At 35.7% G+C, this 14,884-nt stretch carries 15 protein-coding genes; 13 read left to right on the top strand and 2 right to left on the bottom strand.

The features are described from left to right. Nucleotides 1–400: 400 nt before the first annotated feature. The 4 genes from GJU43_RS12605 (at nucleotide 401) to GJU43_RS12590 (ending at nucleotide 2,494) form a co-directional block, all read left to right on the top strand. Nucleotides 401–850, top strand: a complete 450-nt coding sequence (locus GJU43_RS12605; protein WP_154341112.1) for a hypothetical protein — start codon at nucleotides 401–403, stop codon at nucleotides 848–850. A gap of 148 nt (nucleotides 851–998) precedes the next feature. After that, complete coding sequence (locus GJU43_RS12600; RefSeq protein ID WP_154341111.1) at nucleotides 999–1,466, top strand: hypothetical protein; 468 nt, start codon at nucleotides 999–1,001, stop codon at nucleotides 1,464–1,466. Nucleotide 1,467: 1 nt separating this feature from the next. Next, nucleotides 1,468–1,626 (top strand): hypothetical protein, encoded by a 159-nt coding sequence (locus tag GJU43_RS12595; RefSeq protein WP_154341110.1) that lies wholly within the window; start codon nucleotides 1,468–1,470, stop codon nucleotides 1,624–1,626. A gap of 235 nt (nucleotides 1,627–1,861) precedes the next feature. Next, the gene (locus GJU43_RS12590; RefSeq protein ID WP_154341109.1) at nucleotides 1,862–2,494 is read left to right on the top strand and encodes a HEAT repeat domain-containing protein; all 633 of its coding nucleotides are present in this window, start codon (nucleotides 1,862–1,864) and stop codon (nucleotides 2,492–2,494) included. A 162-nt stretch (nucleotides 2,495–2,656) separates the two neighbouring features. Here the strand turns inward: GJU43_RS12590 and GJU43_RS12585 are convergent, their stop codons facing one another. Further along, the gene (locus GJU43_RS12585; protein ID WP_154341108.1) at nucleotides 2,657–2,959 is read right to left on the bottom strand and encodes a hypothetical protein; all 303 of its coding nucleotides are present in this window, start codon (nucleotides 2,957–2,959) and stop codon (nucleotides 2,657–2,659) included. 114 nt (nucleotides 2,960–3,073) lie between these two features. Here GJU43_RS12585 and GJU43_RS12580 point away from each other — a divergent pair, with 114 nt between their 5' ends. The 7 genes from GJU43_RS12580 (at nucleotide 3,074) to GJU43_RS12550 (ending at nucleotide 10,012) form a co-directional block, all read left to right on the top strand. Beyond that, a complete protein-coding gene (locus tag GJU43_RS12580; protein WP_154341107.1) occupies nucleotides 3,074–3,310 on the top strand; it encodes a helix-turn-helix domain-containing protein in 237 nt (78 codons plus the stop codon). 128 nt (nucleotides 3,311–3,438) lie between these two features. Further along, nucleotides 3,439–3,999 (top strand): YdcF family protein, encoded by a 561-nt coding sequence (locus GJU43_RS12575; RefSeq protein ID WP_154341106.1) that lies wholly within the window; start codon nucleotides 3,439–3,441, stop codon nucleotides 3,997–3,999. 68 nt (nucleotides 4,000–4,067) lie between these two features. Continuing rightward, nucleotides 4,068–4,823: a helix-turn-helix domain-containing protein gene (locus tag GJU43_RS12570; RefSeq protein WP_154341105.1), complete on the top strand. Its 756-nt coding sequence runs from the start codon at nucleotides 4,068–4,070 to the stop codon at nucleotides 4,821–4,823. A 64-nt stretch (nucleotides 4,824–4,887) separates the two neighbouring features. Continuing rightward, entirely contained in the window at nucleotides 4,888–6,048 is a 1,161-nt protein-coding gene (locus GJU43_RS12565) for an NAD(P)/FAD-dependent oxidoreductase (RefSeq protein ID WP_154341104.1), read from the top strand. A 330-nt stretch (nucleotides 6,049–6,378) separates the two neighbouring features. After that, nucleotides 6,379–8,688: a type IA DNA topoisomerase gene (locus tag GJU43_RS12560; RefSeq protein ID WP_154341103.1), complete on the top strand. Its 2,310-nt coding sequence runs from the start codon at nucleotides 6,379–6,381 to the stop codon at nucleotides 8,686–8,688. Nucleotides 8,689–8,933: 245 nt separating this feature from the next. Then, nucleotides 8,934–9,410, top strand: coding sequence for a DUF6265 family protein (locus GJU43_RS12555; protein WP_154341102.1), 477 nt, complete (start codon nucleotides 8,934–8,936; stop codon nucleotides 9,408–9,410). A gap of 107 nt (nucleotides 9,411–9,517) precedes the next feature. Further along, nucleotides 9,518–10,012 (top strand): hypothetical protein, encoded by a 495-nt coding sequence (locus GJU43_RS12550; RefSeq protein WP_154341101.1) that lies wholly within the window; start codon nucleotides 9,518–9,520, stop codon nucleotides 10,010–10,012. A gap of 119 nt (nucleotides 10,013–10,131) precedes the next feature. Here the strand turns inward: GJU43_RS12550 and GJU43_RS12545 are convergent, their stop codons facing one another. Further along, the gene (locus tag GJU43_RS12545; RefSeq protein ID WP_154341100.1) at nucleotides 10,132–11,292 is read right to left on the bottom strand and encodes an MFS transporter; all 1,161 of its coding nucleotides are present in this window, start codon (nucleotides 11,290–11,292) and stop codon (nucleotides 10,132–10,134) included. 193 nt (nucleotides 11,293–11,485) lie between these two features. Between GJU43_RS12545 and GJU43_RS12540 the strand changes: the two genes are divergently transcribed. Continuing rightward, entirely contained in the window at nucleotides 11,486–12,211 is a 726-nt protein-coding gene (locus GJU43_RS12540) for a hypothetical protein (RefSeq protein WP_154341099.1), read from the top strand. A gap of 246 nt (nucleotides 12,212–12,457) precedes the next feature. Further along, a complete protein-coding gene (locus GJU43_RS12535; protein ID WP_154341098.1) occupies nucleotides 12,458–14,764 on the top strand; it encodes a TonB-dependent siderophore receptor in 2,307 nt (768 codons plus the stop codon). Nucleotides 14,765–14,884 lie beyond the last annotated feature (120 nt).

Genomic DNA, 14,884 nt, shown 5'->3' with positions numbered 1-14,884 from the left:
TTTGCAAATTAACAATTATTACAAATATCACTCAGATGAAAAGCACTATAAAGAAAGAGAACTGGAAATATCAGGATAAAAGTTGGACAAATAGATTTTTAAAACTCTTAATCAGTTGTACCGTTTCTTCGGGAATTCATTACATATTAGACTTTAAAAATTTTGATAAAATCGATCTTGTATTTTCCATCATCTTTGGCATTATAATCTGGATTGTTTTGATAGTTCAAAGAAAGATTTAACTATTCACTGCTGTCAAAGTTTTAATTCTTAAAATCAAAATCGCTTTGCGAAGTCGTGAGACTTGCACAGCATTGGTGCAACCCAATATGCTATTGAAGAAATAAAAAAGAGAAACAATTAAGTACTAACTTGCTCCTATTAAAAAGAAAAAATTATAATGAAAATTAAACCATTTTACTTTTACTCTGCATTCCTTATTATCTTCATTTCTGCGTGTTTGTTATGGATGTTAAGAAACGATACATTTGAACAAAAAGCTACTAAAATTGATTATCGCGATAAAGACGACGAAAAAGTGCTGGGTTTTTCTTTAGAGGAATATATAAAAACAAAATCAGTTATTTCATTAAAACTGATCGGAAATAAAAAATATGATGATAGTATTTTAAGTCTTTTTCAATCAGAAATAAGAAAAATAATAGAAGCAAAAGATTCCAATAAGGGCATTCATTTAAAATTTAATAAAAAAACTATGTATGAACATGTGATTCATTCTTTTCAGATTTGTAAAGTAGAAGATTGCACCACATATATTCCTGATGGTTATGATTTATGGGTATTTCCATACTACAAAAAGCAAAACACAAAAAGACGGCAACCAAAGTAATGATCTCATTGCGAGGAACGAAGCAATCGCATTTAGGAGATTCTTTCGATTTCAATTTAAAAAATTAAAAAAGAAATCAAATAATATTATTTTTTATAAGTAAAAACTTATAAAAAATAATATATTTTTGCGATATTAATTTTTAAGAATGAATATTACTAAATACGATTTGCATACAAATACAGATTCAACTCTTTTTACATTTGAAAGTTATGGAACTAGTGGCGAAATAGTGAAAGGTATTGCTTATACAGTAACAAAAAATGAAAGATTATACAATTTAGGTTTTGGAGATTTAATTTTTGACCCAATCCAAAATGGATATACAATCAATGACTTAGTTGTGAGTGATAATGGAGATAGAAATACAGTACTAGCTACAGTTGCTAAATCTATTTATGTATTTTCGGAAATATATCCGGAGAGAAATATTTTTATTAAAGGAAGTACTAAAGCAAGAACCAGATTATACAGACGGGCTATATCGCTTAATCTTGAAGAGTTGTCAGAAACATTTCTTATCTTTGGTGCAATGGAAGATGAAAACGGTACTGTTTTCGACGTTCCTTTCGATCCAAATGGTGATTTTTACGGATTTATTATTAAACGAAAATAATATGAAAACACTAATTAAAAATAATGCAAGTAGTAAGCAACCGAAAATAAATGCTACTGTAAAACTAGATGTGAAATTAGATCAAATAAAAAACATAAAATTTACCTCTAACAAACTGGAAGAAATAAATAAAGTGGAGTTTAAATTAAGTTTTAAATAAATTATTCTGCCTTACAAAAGATATATACAATATTAATTAAACCGTTACGAGGGCATTCTTGTAACGGTTTTTCATTTCTCATTTTTATTTAGGCCTCTTTCTAAAAATAATACACCATGACAAAAACTCAAACCGAATAAAGAAGAATTTAATAAAAATGAATAAGTGGTCACGAAGTCTGGAGAATTCGACGCTAGCAGTAAAAATTCTCATCAAGCTATAAAAGACAAAAACAATGGATGAATATCTAATAAACCTAATTGATAGAATGTCGGAGACGACCGATCGTAATATGGAAGTTGGCTACGACAGTTCCAAAACAATTTCTTGGAAAGCTTTTAGAGAAGCAGAAAGTGTTGAAAACACGGATTTTGTACCACAACTCATTATATTTATTAACAATGAAAAAGATAAGAAGAAACGAGATAAGGCGTATTTTATTCTTGGACACCTTGCCAAGAATACAAGCAGCGTTAAAGCATTAGATTATTTAATTGACCGCATTCATAAGGAGACTGACAAATATATAATTTCATCGCTGCTTGACAGAATTGCCGAGATTAAAAAACCAAGTGGAACAGATTTGCAACCCTTAATACAAGCAATAAAAAGTGACAAATGGTTAATTCGACATAGCGCTATACAATCTCTAAATTACTCGTCTGATAGCGTTGCAGAAACAGCCTTGATTGAAATTCTGAATAGTTCCGACGATCCATATAACCTGACTTATACAAACGCAACACTAAACAGAATAGGAACGTTAAGAGCTATACCTTACTTGGAAAAACATTTAAAAAGCAGGAAAAGAGACGTTAAGGATTCAGCCCAATATGCTATTGAAGAAATAAAAAAGAGATACAATTAAGTACTAATCGCTCTTCTACAAAATTCTAATTATCCTATTACCGACTTCGCCACATGAAGTCATAAAATACTACAACCCTGTATGAAAAACCGAAAGTCACTATTTAAAGTACTCCTCACATCGCTGTGCGAAGTCTTGAGACTCGCACAGCGATTTTGGTTATCATGCCTTCAGATGAATTTTGTGCAAATCATCCAGTAATCCCATTTCATCCTGCGGCAGCAATTGCAAAGCAATCTCAACTAAAGTCATTGCATTTATATCAGTGCTGTTATCCTGAAGCACCATAATACTTGCTTTTAGAAGATCTGAAATCATTAATTGTAATTCATTATAAGACGATACTTTTAGGGTTACGTTAAACGAGTTATTACTGGTATTCTCTGGCTTTAATCTTGTAAAAAAATTGACTTTATTCACTAATTCTAAAAATTCTGTCACTACTTTGTTTGCTTCTTCTTCCATGATTAATTGGCTTATAGTTAATAATTAAAAGACAAAAATATAAAAAAAACGGTTACATACAACCGACTGTATGCAATCACTTAAAAACAATCGATTACTTGTAATTTCATTCCCATGAAAAGGACAAGAAAAAGTGAGGTTCCAGAGGTTGTGATGCAATTAGGAATCAAGATAAAAAGTATAATTCAAGACAATCAATTAAAACAAAGAGAGGTTGCTCATGATGCTGAAATGGATGTAGAAACTTTAAGAAAATATATTAAAGGCTCTCAGGAAATGAAAATAAGCACCTTATTTAAAATTGCAAAATCGTTAAAAATAAATCCAAGTGATTTAATTAAGGATTTGTAAATTAATATGCAAAATGCACAAGTCAAAGATTAGGCAGCTTCCTATTGTTAACTTAATAGGATTTCACTACTAAATTGTAAATTCCTAATTTTCCGATTCAAAAATTGTTCGCTAGTAATTTAAACTTCATGAAAAACCGGAAGTCACTATTTAAAGTACTCCTCACCCTATTCCTGCTATGGTTCTTTGGACACGTCCTCTACATTACCATTGATGGTTTGAGCGATAACGGAAAAAAAGCAGATATTGCGGTTATTCTGGGCAACAAGGTCAACGAAGACGGAACACTTTCGGAACGTCTGGAAAAACGCCTGGAATGCGGGCTAAGTTTATACCAAAATCAGCGTGTAAAAAAAATAATAGTAAGCGGTGGTTTAGGAAAAGAAGGATATTATGAAGGGGATAAAATGAAAGCCTTTTTAATGGCTAATAAAGTCCCTGATTCGGTTATAATTGTAGACAATCTGGGCAATAATACGCGGGCAACGGTAGACAATACCCTTAAACTAAAAGACAGCCTCCATTTTGAAAGTGTACTTGTGGTTTCCCAATATTTTCATGTCACACGAACAAAAATGTTATTTAAAGAGCGTGGCTTTCAGAATGTCAGTAGTGTAAGTCCGAATTATTTTGAATTTAAAGATCTGTATTCAATTCTGCGGGAATTTGCCGGATATTATACACAATAAAAAAATCCTGTTGCAAATACTAAATAACTTAGTCTCTTTGTACCTTAGTGGCTCAACTTGCATTTGAAATGAACAATGACTTTTATTACAAATTTATCCTGCCGGAGCAGCCACTAGCTGACTTTGTGGAAAATATTGGAATGATTCATAACCAGTCAGATAAAGCAAAAGAAGTGATTCTAATGCCCGATGCAAGGGTTGATTTGTTTTTTTTAGAATCAGAAGCTGAACCTTTTCGTATTGCCCTTATAGGTCTGGAAACCGTTCCGGAGCAACAAAGCATTCCGCCACACACACTTGCTTTTAAGGTCAGTTTTAAACCGCTCGGGGTCGAATACCTTTTAAATACTTCTATTGCCGAACTTTTGAACAGTGCAAAATATTTACCTCCCGATTTTTGGGGTATCACCGCAGCTGATTTAAAGGATTTCGATGCTTTTAATCAAAAAATACTGCTCAAACTAAACGCACTTTTACCTGCAGAAATCGACGAAAGGAAACGCAGACTTTTCGATTTGATTTATACTTCCAATGGCGAAATCAAAGTACAGGAACTCTCGGAAAGAATTGGCTGGAGCAGCAGGCAGATCAACCGGTATTTCAATAAACAATTCGGGCTTTCGCTCAATGCATTCTGCAAAATTTTACGATTTAAGGCCTCTCTGGGGCATATCGCAAAAGGCAGGCTTTTTCCGGAACTTAACTTCACCGATCAGACGCACTTCATTAAGGAAATCAAGAAATTCTCCGGTGTAGTGCCCAGCGAATTATTAAAAAATAAAGATGACCGATTTATACTATTAACCGTCCTGAAAGAGGAATAATTTTGTCCCGTTCCCAGGCCAGTAAGCCGGACGGAAATAAAATTAATCTAAAAATCAGACGAAAATGTTACTAGAAAACAAACAAGTCGCCATTATCGGCGGAGGCCCTGGCGGACTTACATTAGCCAGACTTTTACAATTGCAAAACGCAGCCGTAAAAGTATACGAAAGAGATTTAAATAAAAATGCGAGAGTGCAGGGTTCTCCACTGGACATGCATGAGGAATCGGGTTTGGCCGCGATTCACAAAGCCGGTTTATTTGAAGAATTTAAAACCAATTTTATGCCGGGTGCCGATAAGACTCTCATCCTGGACGAAAATGCCACAATACACCTGAGTGATCACGACACAAACCGTGAGGAAGATTTTGGCAATGCCTATTTCAGACCTGAAATCGACCGTGGTGCACTGCGAAAAATGCTATTGGAATCCTTACAACCTGAAACTATCGTGTGGGACAGTCATTTTCTTTCGATGGAACCACAAAATGAGGGCTGGCTATTGCATTTCAAAAACGGCACGTCGGTCTACGCCGATATTGTAATTGGTTCTGATGGTGCCAATTCTAAAATACGCCCGTACATCACCGATATTAAACCTTTTTATTCCGGTATAACGATGCTTGAGGGGACTATTTACGAATCTAAAAAAGCATCACCCCATATCCATTCCTTACTCAATGGCGGTAAAATAATGGCATTCGGCGATACCAAAAATATCCTGATGGGACAAAAAGCCGACGACGCCATTGGGTTCTACGCCAGCTTCAAAACCGATGAAAACTGGGCAGTAAAAAGTGGCCTGGACTTTACTAATCCCACTCAGATATTAGAATGGTTTAAAAAAGAATATCCGGAATGGAGCAGTATCTGGTACGAATTATTCGAAAATGTTTCAGTTCCTTTTATTCCACGTCCTATTTATTCGATCCCTTTAGACCAGAATTGGGCATCTTTGCCAAATGCTACCATCATTGGTGATGCGGCACATGTCATGCCCCCTTTTGCAGGTGAAGGCGCCAATATGGCCATGCTCGATGCTCTGGAGCTAAGTGAATATCTTACTTCTAATGACTATAAAACCATACCGGAAGCGATTGCAGCCTACGAAAACAAAATGCGCGAAAGAGCCGCAAAAGCAGCACAGGAATCTCTTGAAAATGGAGAGAAAATGCATTCGAAAGACGCGTTGCAAACGATGCTGGGCTTCTTTGGTGGGGAGTAGAGTTACTAAGGCTCTAAGGTGCTGAGGTTCTGAGAAAAACTTTGCGACTTCGCGTCTTTGCGTGATTATTTTTTTACTTTTCTACATCAATAATAAATTTTCACGCAATCCCAATAGCTATCGGGAGCAAAAGCGCAAAGTAAAATTTTAAAAAGCAAAAAACGTAACACCTCTGCGCGAAACAAAATAAACCTTTGAACCTCTGCCTCTTTGCCTCTTTGCCCCTATATACTTTCCCTCTGTACCTCTGCCTCTTAGCATCTTTGTCCCTTTCTAATTTCAATACCAATTTCTAAATCCTTAATTTCGCTTTCAAATTAGAAAGAGAAAATGAAGGTCTGTATTGCTGAGAAACCAAGTGTAGCACGTGAAATCGCATCTGTTTTGGGCGCCAATACCAAACACGATGGCTATTACGAAGGCAACGGTTATGCCGTGACCTATACTTTTGGTCATCTATGTACCCTAAAAGAGCCCAATGATTATAAACCCCACTGGAAAAGCTGGGACCTGAACAACCTGCCGATGCTTCCTGAAAAATTCGAAACCAAAGTGGTGCAGAATGCAGGAATCGAAAAGCAATTTAAAATTATAAAAAGCCTCTTTGACAAAGCCGAAGTAGTCATAAACTGCGGGGATGCCGGACAGGAAGGAGAACTCATTCAGCGTTGGGTGATGAACGAAGCACATTATAAAGGCGAAGTGCAGCGCTTATGGATTTCCTCCCTGACTACAGAAGCCATAAAAGAAGGTTTCGAAAACTTAAAACCTTCTGCCAATTATGATAATTTATTCTATGCCGGTTTTTCCAGAGCGATTGGCGACTGGTTATTGGGAATGAATGCCACGCGTTTGTATACGGTAAAACATGGCGGTTACAAACAGGTATTGTCTATTGGCCGCGTACAAACGCCAACACTGGCTATGGTAGTCGATCGTTTTAAGGAAATTGAAAACTTTAAACCCCAACCCTACTGGGAACTGCAAACCTTATACCGGGAAACACTTTTTAGTTATGAGGACGGCCGCTTTTTGAAAAAAGAAGACGGTGAACTTCTGGCGAATAAAGTCAAAGAAAGTGAATTTGAAATTGTATCCGTAGAAAAAAAGAATGGGAATGAATTTGCTCCAAAGCTGTTTGACCTGACGGGATTACAGGTATTTTGCAATACAAAATTCGGATTTTCGGCAGATGAAACGCTTAAAATTGCTCAAACTTTGTACGAACAAAAAGTAATCACCTACCCCAGAGTGGATACTACTTTTTTACCCAACGATATTTATCCGAAAGTACAGGGCATTTTGCAAAAACTAACGGATTATGAGACGTTAACCCGGCCCATTTTAGAAAAAAAGATCAAAAAATCGCCTAAGGTTTTTAATGATAAAAAAGTAACCGATCACCATGCGATTATTCCAACAGGGGTACAAAGCAATCTGCAATACAATCAGCAGCAGGTTTATGATATTATCACCAAACGTTTTATTGCTGTTTTTTATGACGACTGTCTGGTTGCCAACACAACGGTAGTAGGAAAAGCGGCCGATGTGATGTTTAAAACTACGGGAAAGGAAATCCTGAAAAAAGGATGGAGAATTGTTTTTGAAGATCCTAACGCCAAAGAAAAAGAAGCCGATTTGTTACCCAGTTTTGTGGTGGGTGAAAAAGGGCCGCACGAACCTTCGTTTTTAGAGAAAGAAACGAAACCACCCAATCAGTTTACCGAAGCGACTTTACTGCGTGCTATGGAAACTGCGGGGAAACAGGTCGATGATGAAGATTTGCGCGAACTGATGAAAGAAAACGGTATCGGGCGTCCGTCAACGCGGGCGAATATTATCGAAACCCTTTTTAAACGTCAGTATATTGTTCGAAACAAAAAACAGGTATTGCCAACGCCAACGGGAATCCAGCTTATAGAAACCATTCAGAACGAATTGATCAAGTCAGCTGAATTGACAGGTTCCTGGGAGAAACAACTGAAAGATATTGAAAAAGGAACTTTTACCGCCGCCGCCTTTATCCGAAACATGAAGCGAATGGTAGAAGCGTTGGTGTACGAAGTACGAAGCGAAACCAGACATGCCAATATTTCGCACGCAGCCGCTACGGAGAAAGAAGTTGTAAAAACAGAAAAAAAGAAAGCAGCCGGAATTTTAGCCGAAACCTGTCCGAAATGTAAAAAAGCCACGCTGGTAAAAGGAAAATCTGCGTACGGATGCGGGAATTATAAAGCGGGTTGTGATTTTCTTTTGCCGTATACTTTTGCCGATAAAAAAATAACAGAAAACCAGTATTTAAGGTTGGTTCAAAAAGGATCAACCGTAAACATAAAAGGCTTTAAAACCGATGCCGGCACTGTAGAAGGCCTCATACGTTTTGAAGAAAATTACAAACTCAAATTAGAGCCTAAGAAAACAGCCCCAAAAGTAAAAGCAAAAACAGATGTGACCTCGGATGTAATAACTTGTCCGAAATGCAAAAAAGGAACAATCCTTAAAGGAAAAACCGCTTACGGCTGTGGCGATTATAAACTGGGCTGTGATTTTAAAGTCACTTTTGATGCCGTACGGGCGAAACTAAAAGACCAGAAACCTACAAAAGAACTGGTGTATTCGATTTTGACTGAAAGTGTTTAGATTTTTTTGCCAAAGATTAGAAGGATTTTTTGCCACAAATTACACGAATTTTCACGAATTAATTGATCTGTAATGCGAAAAACCTTCCACTCCCGATTGTTATCGGGATATAGGATTAGAAATGATTTTAATATACGTTTTGTGCATCAGCTATTAAAAATAATTCGTGAAAATTCGTGTAATTCGTGGCTAACTTTTTTTTCATACTTTAGTACTTCCATTTAACATCAAAAAAATAATAATATATGTTTCAAAAAATTACACTTTTAATGCTTTTAACAGTTGTTGTTTCGTGTCAGAAAAAGGAATCTGTTGAAAAAGATAAAATCAAAATAGCGGACTGGCTCATCGGAAACTGGGAAAATAAATCACCTGACGGCTTGCTGACAGAAGACTGGCAGAAAGTAAACGATAGTACTTTCAGTGCGACTTCTTATTTTATAAAAGGAAAAGATACCTTGCATTTCGAAAAGATAGTATTATCCCAAAAAGGCGAAAAACTGACGTACAGCGCCACAGTAAACGGACAAAACAATGACAAAGCCATTGATTTTCCTTCTACCAGCGAAACTGAAACTAAATTGGTTTTTGAAAATCCGCAACATGATTATCCTCAAAAAATCACGTACACAAAAGGCGCAAATAACACTTTGACAGCTGAGGTTACGGGAAAACTGCAGGGAAAATTAACTACGGAACGATTTATTATGGTGAAGAAGTAATTTGCTTATCAGAATCTCACGCAAAGTCGCGAAGTCGCAAAGTTATTTTGTTTGTGACTTCGTGATTTTGCCTTATATCAAAATGTCTTAAAAAATTAATCTTAATATTGAAAAATTACACTTATATAGAAAAAGTTTCTTTCATTAGATCTATTATTGGAAACTTACTATTTATTCCCAGCTTTCTCGCTTTGATTTTTATAAATTTCAGATATGGACCAATTTTATTTCTTTTTTATTTGTTTATAGCTTATTGGGGAATATTCTTTATTTCCACAGAAGGCCTTGAATTTGATTTTCAAAATAAAAAACACAGAAAACTATTTTCTGTCTACGGAATAAATTTTGGGTTATCGTGGAATTATTTTCAGGATCTAAAATATATAGCATTAGTAGAGACTTTTGTAAAACAAACTTTTGGAGGAAGAGGATTTGGAGCGACTGCGACAACAACAGTATCTGAAAAAACAGTCAAAATAAATTTATTTGACCAAAATGATAAATATCAAACGCTATATTTTGCAAACAACAGAATTGAGGCCTTAAAAATTGCAACAGAAATTAAGAATACATATCAAATAGAAGTAGTTACAAATTTCTAATAGTAGTTATTGTCAGCTACACACTCGCCTGACTCCTTAAAAAAGAAAAAAAATGCACCTTTGCAAGAAATAAAACTTAGAACCTCAGAACCTTAGCAACTTAGTACCTTTCAAAAAACCTACTCCTTCTCCCCGATTTTATTCACCATTACAATCATCAGTATACCTAAAACCGCCATTACTAAAAAGGCCCATTTCATACTTAGGTATTCAGAGATAAATCCCACCATTGGCGGAACAAGCAAAAATCCGAGATAACCAATAGTAGAGATAGAAGTTAAGGCCGAACCAGTGCTTAGTTTAGATGATCTTCCGGCAATGCTAAACACTAACGGAACGACGCAGGAAACGCCAATTCCGATTAAGACATACCCAAAAATAGTAGAATACACATACGGAAGGAGAAAACAAATGGCAAACCCTAACGTGATAAAAATACCGCTGTAGAACAGAATTTGTTTTGTGCCAAATTTCATTACGCCGTAGTCTCCGAACAACCGTCCTAGAGTTACAGCCGTGGCAAAAAATACAAATGCGGCACTGGTTAACTTTGGAGAAGCATGCAATATATTTTGAAAGTAGATGCCGCTCCAATCGTACATCGTGTTTTCACAAGCCATAGAGACAAAACAAATCACGGCAAACTTGATGAGGTTTTTTTCCGGCATCGAAAAGAACTTCTTTTTAACCGGTACAGGATTATTATGAATACTCAACGGATAAAAACAAGCCGTAAGCCCCATCATAAAAATACTGACTCCCAATAAATGATGCACCGGTGCAATATGCTGTGTTACCATTACATAGCCTAAACCTGCTCCCGAAAAAACGGCTATACTCCAAACCGCATGAAAACGGGTGATGATCGATTGGGTATATAATTTCTGAACCTCTAAAGATTGTGCATTAATTGACAAATTGAAAATATTACGGGAAGCACCAAAAATTAAAAGTATAATCACCAGCTGCCATACAAAAGCAGCCAGTCCGGGTAAAGACAGCACAATATTAAACATGATGGCTCCTAAAAGCATAATATAACGGCTGCTATATTTATTTAATAACCTTCCTGTAAAAGGCATAGTGAGCATTAAACCAATCGGAAAAGCAAATAAAACAGTTCCAAACTGAGCTTCAGATAAGTGCAACTGCGCTTTTATATGCGGAATTCTGGATACCCAGGAAGAATATCCAAATCCGGAAAGGAAAAAAAATACGGTGTTTGCTATACGAAATCCTCTGGGTGTGTTTTGTAATTTTTTAAAAACGGGTAAAATCATGAGGACGGTTTCAATTTAAAGGCACAAAATTAAGGTTTTGAAGTGTAATTTCTACCCTTTTTCTCTTTTTTTAGAAAGTACCATTGCAATGAAATCGTTAAACGGAATTGTTCTTTTTTATTTTATTTTTATTTATTCTAAATAAGACTTAAGTTTGTAAAAATAATTATACTAAACATCTAAACTTCATCTTATGAAATCAAAAACTTTAAAATCGATAACATTCTTACTTTTAATGTTTGTTGCTGCTCCGCAATTATTTGCCCACGCGCTTTGGATTGAGACTAAAGCCACCGGAACAAAAGGAAAGGCTCAGGAAATTTCAGTTTATTTCGGAGAATTTTCAGATCATGATATTACGCCTGCTGCAAAATGGTTTTCTGATTTAAAAGATTTTTCACTGGTCGCTATTAGTCCATCGAAAAAAGAAATTAAACTTACTGCAACGGCTTTAGAAAATAAATATCAGGCCTTTTTTACCCCTGATGAAGACGGAGTTTATACCATCGTCATGCACCATAAAGTAAAAGATGTTTACGGAACTATGGTTTTAGATTATAATTCAAGCGCCACTGTTACTGTCGGTAATACGGCAAAAGGAAATGAAGCTGCCGTAAATTCTAATGTCATTAGTTTATTCTCTAAAGATGTTATAACAGCAAAACAAAAAACAAAAGTTAATGTGAATGCTTTATATGAAGGAAAGATAGCCAAAGAGCAAAAAATGAAAGTTATTGCCCCTAACGGTTGGGAAAAAGAATTGTGGAGTAATGAAAATGGAGAAATCTCATTTACACCAATCTGGCCGGGAAATTATATGGTAGAATTTGCTTATACCGAAAAAGCTGCCGGAGAACATAATGGCAAAAAATACGACGAAATCTGGAAAATGGCTACTTATCTCATTACAGTTAAATAATTGCTTTATTTCTCAAAAACCTTGCTTCTTCAGCAAGGTTTTTTTGTTGTTTCAAATACTAAATTCAACAGTACGTTTTAACCTAAAGCATGAATTAAAAATATTTTTCCTGTTAATTAAAAAATTAAAGCAATGAAAAACAAATAATTAGAACATTAATAATAATTAATCTAAATAAACTTTGCGAAAGAAGTTATACCTAATTATATTTGCAGAAATTATTTTTAATCATTCTTAATAAATACTATGAGATATACTTTACTACTCGTTTTATCTTTTTTAAGTTTTGCCTCTTACAGCCAGGAATATACAACTGCCGAAAATACGTCTGTTGCAAATGATACCGTAAAAAACAAAAAGGGAGAAATCCTTAACGAAGTATTGATTACGACCAACAGAGAGCCTAAACCTGTTACAGCGGTTCGTTCCGGATTAAAACCTATGGACAATCCGCAAAGCCTGCAGGTTATAGGAGCTGAAGTAATCGAGCAGCAACAAGCGATTCGTTTAAGTGAAGTTATCAAAAATGCCAATGGTGTTTATGTGGGCTCTGCCCGTGGTGGTGCGCAGGAATCTTTCTTTTCAAGAGGATATGACATGTCGGCCAACAATATGTTTAAAAATGGTTTTCGTTACAATGCGGGTTCTATTCCGGAAGTTTCTTCTTTAGAAAAAGTAGAATTCCTAAAAGGAGGTTCTGCTTTATTATTCGGGAATGTGGCACCGGGCGGAATCCTGAATTTAGTTACCAAAACCCCAAAATTTACCCGAGGCGGAGAAGTAGCCATGCAAGTAGGAAGCTATTCTTTTTATAAACCCACCATTGATTTTTATGGCCCGTTAAATAACTCCATTGCTTATAGAATTACAGCTTCTTATGAGAATTCAGAAAGTTTCAGAGACTATGTAAAAAACGAGCGTATCTATGTAAATCCTTCCTTTTTATTTAAAATCTCAAATAAAACCCAGATTACCTTACAAGGAGATTATTTAAGTGCTGACTGGACTCCTGACTTCGGAACAGGAATCTATGGTAAAACTATTTTAGACTTGCCTCGTAACGAATTCTTCGGTGCACTTTGGTCCACCGGAAATACAAAATCTTCAAGTGCTTCGTTATTATTCAATCATGATATTAATGAAAATTGGAAATTAAACTTCAATTCTTCTTTTCAGTCTTACAGAAGAACACAAACTTCTACAGCGCAGTTAAGCACCATTGAAGCTAACGGAAACTGGAAACGTGGTTTGACAAAAGCAGATGGTGCTGAACAAATTTTTGGGGACCAATTGAGCTTACAGGGAACTTTTAATACAGGAAGCGTAAAACACCAGATTTTTACCGGTGTTGACTACGAAAACTCTCTCGCTCCAAGTTATACTTTTGGATTCTACGCTCCCGAAAAACCGGCAGACCTTTTAACAACAGAAGCTACCGCAATAAACTTATACACCTATGATTACAGCACGCAAAGTACTGTTATTCCTTACCCAACAAGAACTACGCAATTAACAAGTACAGAAACGCAACGTTTTGGAGCTTATTTTCAAGATCTGGTTTCTATCAATCAATATATAAAAGTTCTGGCAGGATTACGTTGGTCCTGGCAACAAGGTGAAGCTACCACTACAAAAGAAGTAATTGAGAAAAAGAATAATGTAAATGTTATTACAACTTCTTATGAAAATGCAGTTCCTGTAACCGCAGCCAAAACCTTAAACAGAGCTTTTTCTCCAAAGGCAGGATTAGTAATTCAGCCCACAACCGATTTATCGATTTTTGCGAGTTATTCGAACTCTTTTACTCCTAATACAGGAACAACAGTAGATTCAAAACCGTTAGATCCCTCTATTATTGATCAATACGAAGCAGGGATCAAAAAAGATTTCTGGAAAGGTATTTTGAGTACAAACGTTACGGTTTATCAGATAACCAATAACAATCTGGCACAAACTGCGCAATTTTTAGCAGATGGTGTTACACAAAATGCCAACAGCAATTTCAAAGAATTAGTTGGAGCTACAAAAGGAAAAGGAGTTGAAATAGATATCACCGCCAAACCTGTTGAAGGTTTGAATATTATGGCTGGTTACAGTTTTAATGAGACTAAAGTTTCTAAATCGTCCGGAACAAACGGAAGTCTTATTGTCGGAGACGTTTTGGCAAGAACTCCAAGAAATACTGCCAATTTGAGCTTTTTCTACAAATTGCAAAGCGGAACATTAAAAGGACTGACTTTTGGAGCAATTGGCAATTATGTTGGAAATCGCACAGGAGGCTGGAACGATGATTATTTATGGACGGCTGTTACGCCAACACCTACAAATCCAAAACCGAATCCGGCTTATATTGTGACTATAAGAGATCGTGATATTCCGTTAGAAGGTTATACTACAATTGATGCTTCTTTGGGTTATGAATGGGGGAAATTTTCATTCTTATGTAAATTATCAAACATTACAAACGAATTGAATTATACTGTACACGAAAACTACAGTGTGAATCCGATAGCGCCTCGTCAGATTTTGACAAGCCTTCGCTATAAGTTCTAAAAATCTGAATTCACTTTACTTTCATCATACAAAACCTCATTTAGCAATAGATGAGGTTTTTGCTTTTAACAAAAGAAAGTGTTTTAATTATATTTACTTTTGCCAACAAGTAAAAACAAA

It is taken from the genome of Flavobacterium sp. LC2016-23, assembly GCF_009674775.1.
Classification (GTDB): domain Bacteria; phylum Bacteroidota; class Bacteroidia; order Flavobacteriales; family Flavobacteriaceae; genus Flavobacterium.
This window is presented reverse-complemented; position numbering and strand designations above follow the sequence as displayed.

Excerpts from the sequence above, each read along its gene's own strand:
- GJU43_RS12545 (WP_154341100.1), bottom strand. The coding sequence starts at position 11,292 with ATGATTTTACCCGTTTTTAAAAAATTACAAAACACACCCAGAGGATTT.
- GJU43_RS12570 (WP_154341105.1), top strand. The coding sequence starts at position 4,068 with ATGAACAATGACTTTTATTACAAATTTATCCTGCCGGAGCAGCCACTA.
- GJU43_RS12585 (WP_154341108.1), bottom strand. The coding sequence starts at position 2,959 with ATGGAAGAAGAAGCAAACAAAGTAGTGACAGAATTTTTAGAATTAGTG.
- GJU43_RS12590 (WP_154341109.1), top strand. The coding sequence starts at position 1,862 with ATGGATGAATATCTAATAAACCTAATTGATAGAATGTCGGAGACGACC.
- GJU43_RS12595 (WP_154341110.1), top strand. The coding sequence starts at position 1,468 with ATGAAAACACTAATTAAAAATAATGCAAGTAGTAAGCAACCGAAAATA.
- GJU43_RS12605 (WP_154341112.1), top strand. The coding sequence starts at position 401 with ATGAAAATTAAACCATTTTACTTTTACTCTGCATTCCTTATTATCTTC.
- GJU43_RS12540 (WP_154341099.1), top strand. The coding sequence starts at position 11,486 with ATGAAATCAAAAACTTTAAAATCGATAACATTCTTACTTTTAATGTTT.
- GJU43_RS12600 (WP_154341111.1), top strand. The coding sequence starts at position 999 with ATGAATATTACTAAATACGATTTGCATACAAATACAGATTCAACTCTT.
- GJU43_RS12565 (WP_154341104.1), top strand. The coding sequence starts at position 4,888 with ATGTTACTAGAAAACAAACAAGTCGCCATTATCGGCGGAGGCCCTGGC.
- GJU43_RS12560 (WP_154341103.1), top strand. The coding sequence starts at position 6,379 with ATGAAGGTCTGTATTGCTGAGAAACCAAGTGTAGCACGTGAAATCGCA.
- GJU43_RS12555 (WP_154341102.1), top strand. The coding sequence starts at position 8,934 with ATGTTTCAAAAAATTACACTTTTAATGCTTTTAACAGTTGTTGTTTCG.
- GJU43_RS12535 (WP_154341098.1), top strand. The coding sequence starts at position 12,458 with ATGAGATATACTTTACTACTCGTTTTATCTTTTTTAAGTTTTGCCTCT.
- GJU43_RS12575 (WP_154341106.1), top strand. The coding sequence starts at position 3,439 with ATGAAAAACCGGAAGTCACTATTTAAAGTACTCCTCACCCTATTCCTG.
- GJU43_RS12580 (WP_154341107.1), top strand. The coding sequence starts at position 3,074 with ATGAAAAGGACAAGAAAAAGTGAGGTTCCAGAGGTTGTGATGCAATTA.